Origin of the sequence: Oceanobacillus sp. FSL W7-1281, from assembly GCF_037969835.1 — a bacterium.
Classification (GTDB): domain Bacteria; phylum Bacillota; class Bacilli; order Bacillales; family Amphibacillaceae; genus Oceanobacillus; species Oceanobacillus oncorhynchi.
In genome coordinates, this window is sequence record NZ_CP150214.1 from 2,766,809 (window position 1) to 2,781,478 (window position 14,670).

General features: G+C 40.6%; 19 protein-coding genes. All 19 read right to left on the minus strand.

Annotated features, from left to right (window positions below; translation table 11 throughout):
* Positions 1-62 precede the first annotated feature (62 nt).
* On the minus strand, positions 63-872 hold the full coding sequence (locus tag MKX55_RS13700; RefSeq protein ID WP_339177857.1) for a TlyA family RNA methyltransferase: 810 nt from the start codon (positions 870-872) through the stop codon (positions 63-65).
* A gap of 41 nt (positions 873-913) precedes the next feature.
* The gene (locus MKX55_RS13705; protein WP_339177858.1) at positions 914-1,801 is read right to left on the minus strand and encodes a polyprenyl synthetase family protein; all 888 of its coding nucleotides are present in this window, start codon (positions 1,799-1,801) and stop codon (positions 914-916) included.
* A gap of 1 nt (position 1,802) precedes the next feature.
* Positions 1,803-2,045, minus strand: coding sequence for an exodeoxyribonuclease VII small subunit (locus MKX55_RS13710; RefSeq protein WP_256704802.1), 243 nt, complete (start codon positions 2,043-2,045; stop codon positions 1,803-1,805).
* Positions 2,023-3,393: an exodeoxyribonuclease VII large subunit gene (gene xseA, locus MKX55_RS13715; protein ID WP_339233246.1), complete on the minus strand. Its 1,371-nt coding sequence runs from the start codon at positions 3,391-3,393 to the stop codon at positions 2,023-2,025. The genes MKX55_RS13710 and xseA overlap by 23 nt, the downstream gene beginning before the upstream one ends.
* Positions 3,390-4,244: a bifunctional methylenetetrahydrofolate dehydrogenase/methenyltetrahydrofolate cyclohydrolase FolD gene (gene folD / locus MKX55_RS13720; RefSeq protein ID WP_339233247.1), complete on the minus strand. Its 855-nt coding sequence runs from the start codon at positions 4,242-4,244 to the stop codon at positions 3,390-3,392. Before folD ends, xseA begins: the two co-directional genes overlap by 4 nt.
* Positions 4,245-4,258: 14 nt before the next feature.
* Positions 4,259-4,639 (minus strand): transcription antitermination factor NusB, encoded by a 381-nt coding sequence (nusB, locus tag MKX55_RS13725; RefSeq protein ID WP_339177867.1) that lies wholly within the window; start codon positions 4,637-4,639, stop codon positions 4,259-4,261.
* Positions 4,640-4,944: 305 nt separating this feature from the next.
* Positions 4,945-5,328 (minus strand): Asp23/Gls24 family envelope stress response protein, encoded by a 384-nt coding sequence (locus MKX55_RS13730; RefSeq protein ID WP_339177870.1) that lies wholly within the window; start codon positions 5,326-5,328, stop codon positions 4,945-4,947.
* A gap of 12 nt (positions 5,329-5,340) precedes the next feature.
* Positions 5,341-6,714 (minus strand): acetyl-CoA carboxylase biotin carboxylase subunit, encoded by a 1,374-nt coding sequence (gene accC, locus MKX55_RS13735; RefSeq protein ID WP_339177873.1) that lies wholly within the window; start codon positions 6,712-6,714, stop codon positions 5,341-5,343.
* A gap of 13 nt (positions 6,715-6,727) precedes the next feature.
* Positions 6,728-7,219 (minus strand): acetyl-CoA carboxylase biotin carboxyl carrier protein, encoded by a 492-nt coding sequence (gene accB, locus MKX55_RS13740; protein WP_339177876.1) that lies wholly within the window; start codon positions 7,217-7,219, stop codon positions 6,728-6,730.
* A 239-nt stretch (positions 7,220-7,458) separates the two neighbouring features.
* The gene (locus MKX55_RS13745; RefSeq protein WP_339177879.1) at positions 7,459-8,130 is read right to left on the minus strand and encodes a SpoIIIAH-like family protein; all 672 of its coding nucleotides are present in this window, start codon (positions 8,128-8,130) and stop codon (positions 7,459-7,461) included.
* Between the two features lie 13 nt (positions 8,131-8,143).
* On the minus strand, positions 8,144-8,782 hold the full coding sequence (gene spoIIIAG / locus MKX55_RS13750) for a stage III sporulation protein AG (RefSeq protein WP_339177880.1): 639 nt from the start codon (positions 8,780-8,782) through the stop codon (positions 8,144-8,146).
* Positions 8,779-9,405, minus strand: coding sequence for a stage III sporulation protein AF (spoIIIAF, locus tag MKX55_RS13755; RefSeq protein ID WP_226895092.1), 627 nt, complete (start codon positions 9,403-9,405; stop codon positions 8,779-8,781). Before spoIIIAF ends, spoIIIAG begins: the two co-directional genes overlap by 4 nt.
* Positions 9,406-9,411: 6 nt before the next feature.
* Positions 9,412-10,620, minus strand: coding sequence for a stage III sporulation protein AE (gene spoIIIAE / locus MKX55_RS13760; protein WP_339233248.1), 1,209 nt, complete (start codon positions 10,618-10,620; stop codon positions 9,412-9,414).
* Positions 10,621-10,660: 40 nt separating this feature from the next.
* Complete coding sequence (spoIIIAD, locus tag MKX55_RS13765; protein WP_042534713.1) at positions 10,661-11,053, minus strand: stage III sporulation protein AD; 393 nt, start codon at positions 11,051-11,053, stop codon at positions 10,661-10,663.
* Between the two features lie 11 nt (positions 11,054-11,064).
* Positions 11,065-11,265 (minus strand): stage III sporulation protein AC, encoded by a 201-nt coding sequence (spoIIIAC, locus tag MKX55_RS13770; RefSeq protein ID WP_042534715.1) that lies wholly within the window; start codon positions 11,263-11,265, stop codon positions 11,065-11,067.
* A gap of 33 nt (positions 11,266-11,298) precedes the next feature.
* Complete coding sequence (gene spoIIIAB, locus MKX55_RS13775) at positions 11,299-11,811, minus strand: stage III sporulation protein SpoIIIAB (RefSeq protein WP_339177888.1); 513 nt, start codon at positions 11,809-11,811, stop codon at positions 11,299-11,301.
* Complete coding sequence (spoIIIAA, locus tag MKX55_RS13780) at positions 11,780-12,733, minus strand: stage III sporulation protein AA (protein ID WP_339233250.1); 954 nt, start codon at positions 12,731-12,733, stop codon at positions 11,780-11,782. The genes spoIIIAB and spoIIIAA overlap by 32 nt, the downstream gene beginning before the upstream one ends.
* 228 nt (positions 12,734-12,961) lie before the next feature.
* Positions 12,962-13,519, minus strand: a complete 558-nt coding sequence (gene efp / locus MKX55_RS13785) for an elongation factor P (protein ID WP_339177892.1) — start codon at positions 13,517-13,519, stop codon at positions 12,962-12,964.
* 21 nt (positions 13,520-13,540) lie between these two features.
* On the minus strand, positions 13,541-14,602 hold the full coding sequence (locus MKX55_RS13790) for a Xaa-Pro peptidase family protein (RefSeq protein ID WP_339177894.1): 1,062 nt from the start codon (positions 14,600-14,602) through the stop codon (positions 13,541-13,543).
* Between the last annotated feature and the right edge of the window lie 68 nt (positions 14,603-14,670).

The following is a 14,670-nucleotide window of genomic DNA, read 5'->3' on the forward strand; positions in this document are numbered from 1 at the left end:
TATAAACCCTCCTTATAGTGCATACATCTTCTTATAATGTGATATGGTCATGCTTTCCAGAATTATTGAGTTAATGCCTGCTGTGCTTCCCTGACGACTTCTTCTAATACGATTTCTTTTGGCATTTCTTTATTTCTCCATTTGAAATGTGCCAGAAATTCAATATTGCCTTCTGTTCCTTTGATAGGAGAGTATGTTATATCCACTAAAGTAAATGAGGCCATCGCTGCATAATTTACCACTTTTTCGAGAACCTCCAGATGAATTGCCGGATCTCTGACAATCCCTTTTTCTCCAACCTGGTCTCTTAAAGCCTCAAATTGAGGCTTTATTAACGCAATAACATCATTTTTTTCATGCAGCAATGACGCCAGAACAGGGAATATATTCTTCAATGAAATAAAAGACACATCAATAGAAGCAACTTCAGGCAAACCATACTCGAGCATCTCTGGTTTAACATGTCTGAAGTTTGTCCGTTCCATCTCAATCACACGAGGGTCGTTCCGGAGCTTCCAATCTAATTGATTATAGCCGACATCAATGGCATAGCATTTGTTTGCACCATTTTTCAAAGCACAATCTGTAAAACCGCCTGTCGAAGAGCCAATGTCCATAAAAATTTTATCCGAAATAGACACTGAAAATAATTGAAGAGCTTTTTCAAGTTTATAGCCGCCCCGGCCTACGTATTTTAAACGTTTATCTTTGATTCGGAGCGGCTTATCGACAGGAACAAGGCTTCCCGGCTTATCCACACGCTCTTCTCCTGAATAAACCAGTCCCGCCATCACCGCACGTTTCGCTTTTTCCATATCTTCCGCCAATTCTCTTTCTACTAATAGCTCAGCAATTCTTTTCTTTTTTTTCATAACCTGTTTCCTTTACATATATAATGTGTCAACACACGCTTTTAGTGGTCTCTTTCACTAAAGTAATCCGTCAATGCTTTTAAAAGAGAATCTTCTGCGTCAGCTAATTTCAAGTTCTCATATGCTTGTTGAACGTATTTTTCTTTTTGCGCAATTGCACCTTCCAGCCCTAATAATTTAGGGTACGTGCTTTTTTCGTTTAATTCATCGCTGCCTACCCGCTTGCCCAGCTTTTCTTCCTCGCCGGAAACATCCAGGATATCATCCTGCACCTGAAAAATAAGCCCTAAATAATAAGCATATTTCTCTAAATAACGTACCTGCTCATCTGTTGCATTTGCTAAAAACGCTCCTGCAAAAATAGCGAAACGAATCAGTTCTCCTGTTTTCAAGGCATGAATTTCTTCCATGGCTTCTAACGAAACAGATTGTTTCTCTGCTTCCATATCAAGAATCTGTCCGCCGACCATCCCTTTCGGACCGCTGCAGGCAGTTAATTCTTTAGTGAGCGTCACTTTTTCATCTGCAGTAAGCAATGGATCATTTAAAATCAATTCAAAGCTGTAGGTCAACAAGGCGTCCCCCGCAAGAATGGCTGTAGCTTCATCAAATTTTTTATGATTCGTTAACATACCGCGCCGGTAATCATCATCATCCATTGCCGGCAAATCATCATGAATAAGCGAATAGGTATGTATCATCTCAAGAGCAATCGCGGATGACATCGCTTTTTGAACATCCTGACCGTATGCTTCATAGCTGGCAAATAATAAAATAGGACGCAATCTTTTTCCTCCGGCATCTAAGGAATAAAGCATGGACTGTTTTAAATTACCCGGTATCTCCAGCTTGTTAAAACAGCTTGTATACGCTTTTTGGAGCTCCTCCCGATAATACGTTAAATATGCCTGTAATCGTTTATGCGCCATCTTATTTGTCCTCCTCTACTTCAAACGGCTCCAGTTCACCCTGCTCATTTAAAATATGAACCATTTTTTCCTGGACATTGGTTAATTTTTCATTACATAGCTTAGAGAGCTTCATCCCATCGTGATAATACTCAATCGCTTTTTCAAGAGGAACATCGCCTTCCTCCAGTTTATTAACAATAACTTCGAGCTTTTCCATCGCTTGCTCAAAGGTTAATTCATCATATTTCTTTTCTTCCGCCACTCTGATCTACCTCCTTTATCTTTTGTACGTTTGCATGCAGATATCCGTCCTGCAGCCGTACATCTATTGGATCTCCTTCGTTCACATCCTTGATGGATTTAATCACATCACCATCTTGGCTGTAGCTGATCCCGTAACCGCGTGCCATAACAGCAAGCGGATTAACCAGTGTTAATTTGTTGATAGAAGTCTGTAAGTCGCTTTCTGATTTTGCAAACAGCTGTTTCATGGATCGGTTTAACTCCGCCAGCAATTTACTATTTTTATCTGCCGCCGTTTTTATTTCCTGCTCCGGATGCTGTGTATCCAGCCTCTGCTTAAGATGCGTGTAACGAAGCTGCTTCTGTTCTATTCTTGCTTTTAACGACTTGTTTAATGAATCCAGCATCGAATCCAGTTCTTGTTCTTTTTGGGCAATCAGCTGTTTCGGGTATTTAAATGCATAGGTTTGGCTTAATGATTCCAATCGTTTACGCTGCATTTGCAGGTCTGTACGCATCACCTGTGACAGACGCTGAGCTAAATACGATACTTTATCAAGCTGTTCCTTTTGCGAAGGGACAGCTAATTCAGCTGCTCCTGTCGGCGTCGGCGCACGTAAATCAGATACAAAATCAGCAATTGTTGTATCTGTTTCATGCCCTACCGCAGAAATAACAGGAATCTCCGATGCATAAATCGCTCGTGCCACTGCTTCTTCGTTAAAGCTCCACAACTCCTCAATCGACCCGCCGCCGCGGCCGACGATTAAAACGTCATATTCCTCTGGAAAAGCATTCGCATATTGAATCTTTTTCACAATGGAACTGGTCGCCTGCGGACCTTGCACAGATACCGGCAGAACCGTAATCTTCACAGAGGGCGCTCTTCTTTCAATCGTTGTTACAATATCGCGGACAGCTGCCCCGGTCGGAGATGTAATGACACCGACATGATTCGGATAAGCAGGAATCTTTTTTTTCTGGTCATCAAGAAATAAGCCTTCTGTCTGCAATTTTTCTTTCAATTGCTCAAAAGCCTGATACAACGCCCCGATGCCATCTGGCTCCATATCACGGATATAGAGCTGATATTGACCGCTTGCCTCATAGACACTTACCTCTCCCCGAATAAGCACACTCATGCCATTTTCCGGACGAAAAACAAGCCTGCTGTTATTCGAAGAGAACATCACTGCCTGAATACGGGCATTATCATCCTTAATGGTCAGATACATGTGTCCGCGGCTATGGTGTTTAAAGTTAGATATTTCCCCTCGCAGCCAAACCTGTCTCAGATGGGGGTCTGTATCTATCTTACGCTTCACATACCTGGTTAGTGCAGTAACCGTCAGATAATTGTCTTTCACTTTTCAGACAGTCCTTTAGCTGCCTTGATGGTATTTTTTAAAAGCATTGTAATCGTCATCGGACCGACACCGCGGGGAACCGGTGTAATATAAGACGCTTTTTCCTTCGCACTTTCGAATTCCACATCACCAGTCAGCTTGCCATTGTCCATGCGGTTAATACCAACATCGATAACTACTGCTCCTTCTTTCACATAGCTTCCGTCAACAGCATGCTCTCTGCCCATAGCAACTACTAAAATATCTGCTTCCAACGCAAGTTCACGAAGGTTTTGCGTACGGGAATGACAATATGTAACTGTCGCATTTCTCTCTAACAGCAATAATCCCATCGGTTTTCCGACAATATTGCTGCGTCCGATAATCACAGCTCGCTTCCCTTCTATTTTAATATTTTTAGATTCAAGCATCGTCAGAATCCCATAAGGAGTACAAGGCAAAAAGGTTTCTTCTCCATTTACAAGCTTTCCAATGTTGACCGGGTGAAAACCATCTACGTCTTTTAAAGGAGAAATAGCGTGGATGACCTTTTGTTCGTCAATATGATCAGGCAATGGCAATTGAACAAGAATACCATGTACACCCTTATCATTATTCTGCCCTTCAATCACCTGTAACAGCTCCTGCTCGGAAACCGATTCCGGCAGCTCGATTAAGTTGGACGATATCCCGGTGAAATCACATGCTTTTTCTTTTCCTTTCACATAGGATTTAGACGCAGGATTATCTCCTACCAGAATAACCGTTAAATGCGGGTGGATATTCTGTTGCTTCAAAGTCTCTACTTCATGTTTCATTTCTTCTTTTAACTCATCTGACAGCTCTCTTCCGTTTAATAACTCTGCAGTCATAATCAATTCCCTCCTTAAGAAATAACCTTTGATAAGACACCATTAATGAATTTACCGGATTGTTCATCTCCAAATGTGTGAGCCAGCTCTACCGCTTCATTGATAGTTACATTTTGGGGAATATCCTCCATGTATAATAATTCATAAACAGCAAGTCTTAAAATAGTACGTTCTACGGACGCAACCCGCTCGAGCGACCATTTTTCCAGGTTCTCCGATATTTTTGAATCAATTGCTTCTTTATACGTAATTACGCCTTCAATCAGCATGGACAGAAATACGTCTTTCCGCTCTTCTTCCTTCAATGATTCCATTGCTAAGCTTACCTCATCTTCATTCATATCTAACTGAAAAAGCGTCTGAAACGCTTTTTCTCTGGCTTTATGTCGATTCATCACACGTCTCCTTCTACATTCTTTCATTTACTGTTAAAATCATAACACGTTTCCCTTATTTTTGGCTAGGATACCGTATACTCGCTTTTTTAAGAAAAATAAAAAAGAATTTACAGAGCTGAAGCCTTTTTTCCCAATTTCTCAAAAAGAAAAACACAGGTCATTTGCCTGTGCTCCTCTTTGTTTTAAAATGTATATTCATACATCTGTCTTTATTTTTATTTTTTGAGGCATGAGTCATAAGGTATGTTCAAAAAATAACTAAATCTCACCGCTTCTCATTTGAACATTTATTGTACTTGTATTTATACAATTTCCTGATTATCCATTTGAATACCTGCTACATGAACATTGACTTCTTCCACCTGGATAGATGTCATGGTTTGAATATTTTGCTTAATATTCGTCTGCAGCTTTGCAGCAACCTCCGGAATCGATTTTCCAAATTTAAGGATTACATAAATATCAATAATAGCACCATTATCCGTTAATTCTACGCGGACCCCTTTACCGTGGGACTTCTTTCCAAATTTCTCCGCAACCCCTGTTGCAAAGCTGCCGTGCATTGATTTTACCCCATCTACTTCCGTTGCAGCAAGTCCTGCTATAACCTCAAGGACTTCCGGTACAATCTGTACACTGCCTAAGCTGTCATCCTCACGTATCTCTAATAATAGTTGATCACTCATTGCCTTCACTCCTTATTTGCTATCCTCATCTTCCTTTTCTTCGATGATTGGATATTCAGTTAAGAAATTCGTATTGAAGTCTCCCTCTTTAAACACAGGATGGCTCATGATTTGATATTGGAATGGAATGGTTGTATGCACTCCTTCAACAACAAACTCTTCCAAAGCACGCTTCATACGTTCTACGGCTTCATTTCTGGTGGAAGCATAAACGATGAGCTTCGCGATCATGGAATCGTAATATGGCGGAATTCTATATCCGCTGTAAGCGCCGGAGTCCACACGAACTCCAAGTCCCCCAGGCGGAAGATACATTTCAATTTCCCCTGCGGAAGGCATAAAATTCTTATATGGATTTTCGGCATTGATACGGCATTCGATTGCATGCCCCTCAAATGTAATATCTTCTTGGGTAAACGCAAGCTCCTGACCGTCTGCAATTCGAATTTGTTCTTTAATCAGATCCACTCCGGTAACCATTTCTGTTACAGGATGCTCTACTTGAATACGGGTATTCATCTCCATAAAGTAAAATGCTTCCGATTGTCTGTCAAAAATGTATTCAATCGTTCCCGCACCTACATAGTCCACGGCTTGGGCAGCTTTTACAGAAGCATCCCCCATCCGTTCTCTCAGTGTTTCATTGATTGCAGGAGAAGGTGATTCCTCCACTAATTTCTGCAGACGGCGCTGGATTGAGCAGTCTCTTTCTCCAAGATGAACCACATTTCCATGCGTATCGGCCAGTATTTGAATTTCTACGTGTCTAAAGTCTTCGATATATTTTTCAATATAGACACCTGGATTTCCAAAGGCGGTTTCCGCTTCTTTTTGTGTTAATTCCATTCCTTTTATTAACTCTTCTTCGGTACGGGCCACGCGGATTCCTTTTCCGCCGCCCCCGGCAGTTGCTTTAATGATAACAGGATAACCTATTTCCAAAGCAATTTCTTTTGCATGCTCTACCCCTTCAACAATTCCTTCTGAACCAGGTACAACCGGTACATCTGCAGATTTCATTGTTTCCTTGGCGACATCCTTAATTCCCATTTTTTGAATGGCTTCCGGTGTCGGACCGACGAAGGTTACATTGCATGCCCTGCAAATCTCTGCAAAGTCAGCATTCTCTGCTAGAAATCCATAACCCGGGTGTATCGCATCAGTCTCTGTAGACAATGCAACACTCATAATATTAGTTATGTTTAAATAACTGTCTTTACTTAATTTCGGACCGACGCAATAGGCTTCATCTGCCAGCTCCACATGCAGGGACTCTTCATCCGCTTCAGAATATATTGCAACTGTCTCTATGCCCATCTCCTTACAGGCACGGATAATTCGGACAGCTATTTCTCCACGATTGGCAACTAATAGCTTTTTAATCACTTATTCCATCCCCTTACTTCTTCTTTACTCTAAATAATGGCTGACCATATTCTACAAGCTCGCCATTTTCAACTAGAACTTCCACAATCTCTCCATTGGTTTCCGCTTCAATCTCATTAAATAATTTCATCGCTTCTACAATACAAACCACTGTGCTTGTGTCTACCGTGCTTCCTTTTGTTACAAAAGGATCGCTGTCTGGAGAAGAAGAAGTATAAAATGTTCCGACCATCGGGGAAACAATTTCATAATCATAATCCGCTGAAATTTGCGGTGTTTCCTCTGCTTTAATTTCTGGCTGTGCGCTTACCTCAGGCTTGGATTCTTGAACTGCCGGAGCTTGAGGTTCTGCTGCGGCTTGAGGCTGTGATTGGACGGTAGTAGTAACAGAGCCTGTGTTTTTTTTCATAGCTATGACTGCACCGTTTGCCTCATAGGAAAATTCGGTTAATGATGATTTATCGACCATTTGAATAATTTCTCTTATTTCATCTACTTGTAACATATTGGCACTCCTCATTTCGATTGTTATCTTTTTATAATTTCATGCTGGCTGTTTCATTACCTTCTAATATATTACGATAGAATGAACAAAAACATCAAGTCTACCGTAATCAAATCTGTATTAACTGGATGAAAAACTGTTTTTATTATTATAACAGTTAATGCCTGTTAATGTTGGGATAAACTTGTTTTTTACATTTGTAAAGCCAGCAGCCCAAGGCGGGCTGCTGGCTTATTGTTTTACTCTTCCGTTTCGGTTGTGTCTTCTGATTCTTCTCCTTCTTGGGTTTCTCCCGTTTCTTCTGTCTCTTCTGTTTCGGCTGCTTCTTCTGTTTCCGTTGTATCTTCCATGTCTGTCGTTTCAGCAGTTGGCTGGAAATTAACTTCCGCTTTGACATCTTCTCCAAATTCATCACGGGCCATTTGCATGATATTCGCTGCTTCTGTTACGGGTAATTCCTCCGTTTTCACATGAATATGGACTTTCCCATCGTTGGAACGGACGAGCACATCTTCATATTCTGTTGCAGCCAGCAGCTGCTCCTGAAGAATCAATTCCTTACTCTCTAATTCCTCTAACCCGTCAATTTCCTGCAATGCTTCATCCTTTTCAGTTGCTGATGCATTTGCGGAAGCCACTACATCTGTTAACTGGCTTTTTTTGCGGCTGCGTTCATCCTGGATTTCCATACGGATGGTCGTGAATAATTCATCGCTGTCTACATTTTCTATATTGTCCACTTCAATTCCTTCTTCAGATTGAGTTGCAGGAACCACATCCTCTGAAGTCGCGTCCTGCCCATCGTCCACAAAAGCTAAATCATTCCCATTTGCTGAAAAGATATAATAGACACTTAAAACAACCATCAAGCTTAACATTGTGAGTAACCATACTGTTTGTTTTTTTAACATACATTCTACCTCCTTAATTTTTAGGCATCACTGAGATTTTATGTGAAGGGACATCTAATACTCTGGATACTGCTTCAATGACTTGACTTTTCATCGATTGACTTTCCATGCCTTGTGCTACAATGAATACGCCCCGTACTTCCGGCTGTTTGGTTTGTACCAATAATGGTGTTTCCTGATCGCCCTGGCGATAAAGCACGACCTGATGATCATCCGTCTGATCCTCAACCACTCTTGAACCTCCGTTTCGATCCGTTTCGTCTGTCGTCTGTTTGCCTGTTGTTCTATTTTTTTCATACACCTGTTCACTTGTTGCTTCTAAATTGATCATTACTTCTGTTTCCGAAACACCATCCATCTGATTCAGCATGCTGGATAATTGTTCGCCTAACTCATTCTCCAGGTCTTCTACTTCACCACCTGTCGATTCTGAAGCCGCTTCTTCCGAAATTTCCAGCTGTGAATCGTCATAAGGTACGGGCTGAACCTCCTCTTCCGGTTTTAATACATTACTGATAATCATAAATAAAATTCCCACCAGTCCTAAAATAACAATAAATCCTATTTTTTTAGACGGCTGCTTTTTTTCTTTCCCAGAAGCTTGCTCGCTATCCGTGGTCTGTTTTAAAAAGTGAGTCAGTTTATTTTTCAAAATCCCTCTCCTTCCCAATAGACCGTTATTTCTTTATCCTCAATTTCCCAAATTTCTTTTAAACTGGCCTCCATCTCTTGTAATGGCTCTTCCGAATGCGTTTCCTCCTCATTGCCCCATTCAATAACCACATCTTCAACCGTGTTCATCGCTCCTTCCCCTGGTTCTGATTCTGTTATATAAACAATGACCTCTGTCAGCTCCTCGTAGGATACGGAGTCCATTACAGAAAATTGGAAATCAATAGAGGCAATCTCTGCGTTAAATTCCTCTTTTAATGGTTCTGCCGCTATTTTTTCCAATTCAATAGCCATTTGTTCTAAAATATATGCATCTTGTCCACTTTCTATTTCTTTTTTTTCTAAATCTATTTGATTTTCTATCGAAGGCTGTCCTTGAAACTGGCTCTCTATTTTGTTCATCGAGCTTGATATAGCAGTATTTATATCCGTATTAAACAAATAAAAAACAGGCTGAAGAAGAATCAAAATCAAGATTAAGCTAATCGCCAGCCGCACATATTTTTGCAGATGATTTGCCGGCACAAGCAAATCGATTACGGAGGCCAATATGATAAATAAAATAATTTGTGTCACCCAGTCTGTAAATATTTCGATTCTCATCAACCCCTATCTTAGTAAGACGGTTAAATTACTTGCTGCGACAATGATGACGATTCCAAGAAAGAACATCAGGGAGACTGCCAGCAAACAGGCTAAGATAAATAAAATATACGTGCTCACTGTATTTAAGCATTGCACGATCGGACCTCCGCCAATCGGCTGTAATATTGCTGCCGCCAGCTTATAAATTATTGCAATGACTCCCACTTTTAAAGCCGGGAAAGCGACAATAAACAAAATAATAAACAGGCCAATCATGCCGACAGCATTTTTTAAAATGAGGGAGGCACTAAGGATGGTATCCGCAGCGTCGGTGAATGTCCGTCCTAATATCGGTATAAAATTTCCTGTTACAAATTTAGCTGTTTTCATTGCTACTCCGTCTTGGATTGCTGTCGCAGTCCCCTGAACAGAAATAACCCCAAGGAAAATAGTTAAAAAAATACCCAGACTGCCTACAGCAACGTTTCTAAAGAGATTGGCCAAATGCGTTACTTTAAAGTGACTATTTAAACTGCTGATAATAATCAGCATGGCGGAAAGGAATAACAAAGGTAAAACAAAGGCTGAAATAAACACACCGCTAAAGTGAATAAAAAATATAATAATCGGGTGAAAAAAAGAGACAGAAATTACATTTCCAAAGCTCGCCATCATCCCCAGTACCAGAGGCAGAAGCGCAATCATAAAGCTTTGCATGGTATCAATCGCATCTTTTGTATAGGAGGTCGCCAGGTAAAAGCTGTTCAATACGATAAACAACAGGACTAAAAAAACCACAAAATAAGCAACCTTGCTGACGGTTGTCTGTTCAAATGCAGATTGAATCGACTGAAGCACAACAGCAAATAAGGTCAGCATTAAAAGTGTCCCTAAAAGCTTTCCGTTGATAATCAGCTCATGGAGGAGGTAGCGCAAAAAATGCATCAGAATATCTTGAATGGAGAAGCTGTTTCCATTTTTAATCCATTCATAGATACTGATTTTTTGTAAGTCAGGTAAGTTATCTCCGTACTCCATAATCAGCTGATCCCAATAGGATTGAATTTCATCCAGTGAAATCTCATCTAATAAAGAATTTTGAAGGGTTTCCTCCTCCTCTTCGGTCATCGGAGCATCCTCAGCTTGGACAACTGTTGAATTTCCTTGGCTAATAACAAGAGCGATAAATAGCATACATAGTATTCGGAGTAAGTTGACAGGTCTTTTAGACAATCTGGATACTCCCTTTCCCGGCTTCATTTTCTTTCGCCAATCAAACATTAGGGATAAAACCGATAATCGCTTCGATTACCGCAGTAATAATGGGAACAGCAAGCAGTAAAATAAATATTTTTCCTGCTAATTCAATGTATTTGGATACAGAATTCAGACCGGCGTCCTTCGTCAGATGAGCTCCGATTTCAGCAATATAAGAAATACCGATAATTTTTAAAATCGTTGTTAAATAAAGTCCTTGCACATTCGCCTGGTCGCCCAGCTTCCGGATGGTTTCAAATATTAATTGGACTTGCTGAATGATGGAGAAAAAGATAACAATACCCGTGATAAGAATAATTAAAAAAGCAAGCGAAGGCTGTACCTCTTTTACCAGGATATATAATATGCTTGCGAGTACACCTAAAATCGTAATCTGGAGAATATCCATATCCAATCTCCTTAAAATAGAAATACAGATCTGATTTGCTGAAATAAATCTGAGAGCCCGTTCACCACGATGAGCAGAACAAGTATAAAGCCGATCAACGTAGCAAATTGGGCAATTTCTTCCTTGCCCATCTGTTTTAAAATCGTATGGATAAGCGCTACAATAATGCCTATACCAGCAATCTGAAATAGTATCAATGCATCCACAAACATGTACTTGCTCCTTCCCTGATGCCACTCATTTCATTACATAAACAATAGTGCCAGAAAGATACCGCACAGAAGTCCCAGCACGTTTGACAGCTTTCCATACGTTTGAAAACGTTCTGTGGCATTTTTCCACTGCTCTTCTAAATAGAGATTGGTTAATTTTATATGCTTTTTCTGCTGCTCAATATCATGCTGTCCCAGTGTTCTGCCAAACTGAAGCAATATCTCCAGCTCGCTTTTTTGCAGCGCAGATTGTCCGATTAATCTTTGCGCACATTCTTCCCATATCTCATCAAAATCTTTTTCTTTATTTTCCAGCTCCTCAGCCAGTTCCTGATAAAATAAAGCAGTCGGACCCTGCAATTTCTTACTGATTAGTTGAAATGCTTCTTGTAATGGGACCTGGCTGTATACCATTTCCGCCTCTAAAATCTGAAGAGACTGCAATAATAATTGAATATGCTTGGGCCGCTGTTTTAATGCTCTTCCCCATTCCCAGCCAAGTACTGTAGACATACTAATTAAAAGCAGCACGCCAATCCACTTCACCTTCACCACCTCTTTGCTTAAAACTGATCGGATTCCCGTCTTTGTCAAAGGCACAAGCTAGCTTTCCGATTCTTTTTCCCTGCCCTAACAGCAGGTAACGCTCAAAAATTAATTCCTGAACTATTTTTTGCATAATAGGGCGGCGGTATAAATCAGCCATATCTCCTGCATGCACTGTACAAATAACCTTCACACCTGCCTGGGATGCTTCGATAATCGCCTCCACATCCTTTTCTGTGCCAATCTCATCGACAATCAGAATATCAGGAGATAACGTACGAATCGCCATCATCATCCCTTCTGCTTTCGGACAGGCATCTAACACATCCGTTCTCATCCCTATATCATGCTGCGGAACACCGCGGATGGATGCTGCTATTTCGGAACGCTCATCCACGATGGTTACTTTTTTAGAGCGGCTCGTAGCAGATTGACTGGCTATTTGCCTGCAGATATCGCGTATTATCGTTGTTTTTCCAGATTGCGGTGCTCCAAGGATCATAGTGTGATGGTATATCCCATCATAGATGTAAGGCATCAGCATATCTGCACAGCCTTTTTTTTGCTTGGCAATACGAATATTAAAAAATGAAACAGGCTGAATCGCTTTTACTTTTTGATCCGCTGTTATAATAGCTCCTGCAATGCCGACACGATGACCGCCTTCAATGGTTATAAACCCATTACGCAGCTCTTCTTCCAGCCGATACAGCGAATATTCACTCAGCTGATTCAGAATAAAAACAGCTTCTTTCTTATGTGGCAATGGCTCGTCCAGCCAGCAAACAGCTGAGTCGAAAATAAATTCTATTTTTTGATGAATACGCACTCGTATTTCTTGAAGCTGTGACCAGCGATGACCTATAAGACCGTCTATCCGGTCCTGAAAAGATGGCGGAAAAAGCCGTAAAATCTCATTCATCCTAAAACCCCGCTTTTTAAAAATACAAAATCAGCTTGTTTTACTTAGAGATATATGATTTTAAAATGAAATTATGCCCTGGGAGCTTTTTCTTTATTGAAAGGTTTGGGAGAGAGAGGAGTGATAACAAAGGAATTTCAAAAAATAGCTGAAGCCCGTCACTTATTTTTTTACATAAAAAAACAAGCAGTCTGCCGAAGTTTCAGCAAACTGCTTGTTTTTATTAAATTATGCTCTGGAAACATATTTCCCATCCGCAGTATTAATAACGAGAACGTCCCCTTCGTTAACAAAGAAAGGAACTTGTACAATATGGCCGGTTTCTAACGTAGCCGGTTTGGAACCTCCGCTCGCTGTGTCCCCTTTAATTCCGGGCTCTGTTTCTGTTACTGTAAGCTCTACGTTATTTGGAAGATCTACTCCGATGATTTCACCCTGATAGGTGACCACAGAAACCTCCATGTTTTCTTTAATAAATTTCAATTGATCTTTAATTTGACTCTCTGGAATTTCAATTTGCTCATACGACGATGTATCCATAAATGCATGCGCATCGCCAGAAGCATATAAATACTGCATTTTGTTATTTTCAATATGCGCCTTTTCTACCTTTTCGCCGCCGCGGAACGTTTTTTCTTGAATATTTCCATTACGTAAATTACGGAGTTTTGAACGTACAAATGCCGCTCCCTTTCCTGGTTTTACGTGCTGGAATTCAATAACCTGCCAAATATCATTGTCTACTTCAATGGTTAAACCTGTTTTAAAATCATTTACTGAAATCATATTTTTTCCTCCTGTACCCTTTTATAATTGGATTAATTCTTTGGGAGCAAAGGTCAATCGCTCATTGCCGTCTTTTGTAATAACGATATCGTCCTCAATGCGGCAGCCGCCTACCCCCGGAACATAAATCCCCGGCTCTACTGTTACGACCATGCCTGGTTCTAATATTGCTTCAGAACGAGTCGACAATCCAGGACTCTCATGAACTTCCATTCCCACTGCATGACCTGTCGAATGACCGAAACGCTCGCCATATCCTTTTTCCGTAATGTAATCTCTGGTCAAAGCATCTGCCTCTTTCCCGCTCATGCCAGCTTTCGTCCCTTTAACTCCGCGAAGATTCGCCTCTAATACTATATCATAAATTTCACGCAGCGCAGCAGAAATTTCTCCAACAGCTACCGTTCTTGTGATATCAGAGCAATACCCTTCATATAATGCACCAAAATCCAGGGTTACCAGTTCGCCCTCTTCTATTTTTTTATCAGATGCCACCCCATGCGGCAGAGCAGAACGTAAGCCGGACGCTACAATGGTATCAAAGCTGGAAGAAGTCGCTCCCTGTCTGCGCATAAAGAATTCTAATTCATTCGAGATATCGATTTCCTTCACCCCAGGCTCGATAAATGATTGAATATGCGCAAATGCGTCATCTGCAATTTTCGCAGCTTTTTTCATAATTTCCAGCTCATCAGGGGTTTTAATCATCCGTAATGCTTCAACGATTCCTTCTACAGGAATCAACTCTTGAGAAAATTGATTTTGATATGTTTCAAATTGGCTGTAAGTCGTATAATTTTTCTCAAAAGCCAGCCTCTTTACACCAAGCTTGTCGATTTGGTTCGCAATTTCCTGAATCATTCCTTGTTTATGCTCTATAATTTCAAATGCTGCCGCTTGTTCAGCAGCCTGCTCTGTATAACGAAAATCTGTAATAAATAGAGCCTTATCTGATGTAATCAATGCTGTTCCAGCTGTGCCAGTAAAATTAGTCAGGTAACGTCTGTTATACGGACTGTCAATAATTATGGCGTCTGCTTTGTTTTCTTCCAGTTTTTCACGTAAGCGGTCCAATTTCGTCAAAAGGTTTCATCCTCTCCAAAATCTCAAGTATCATAAGTATTTTATCATATATAGATGCGTTTGAATAA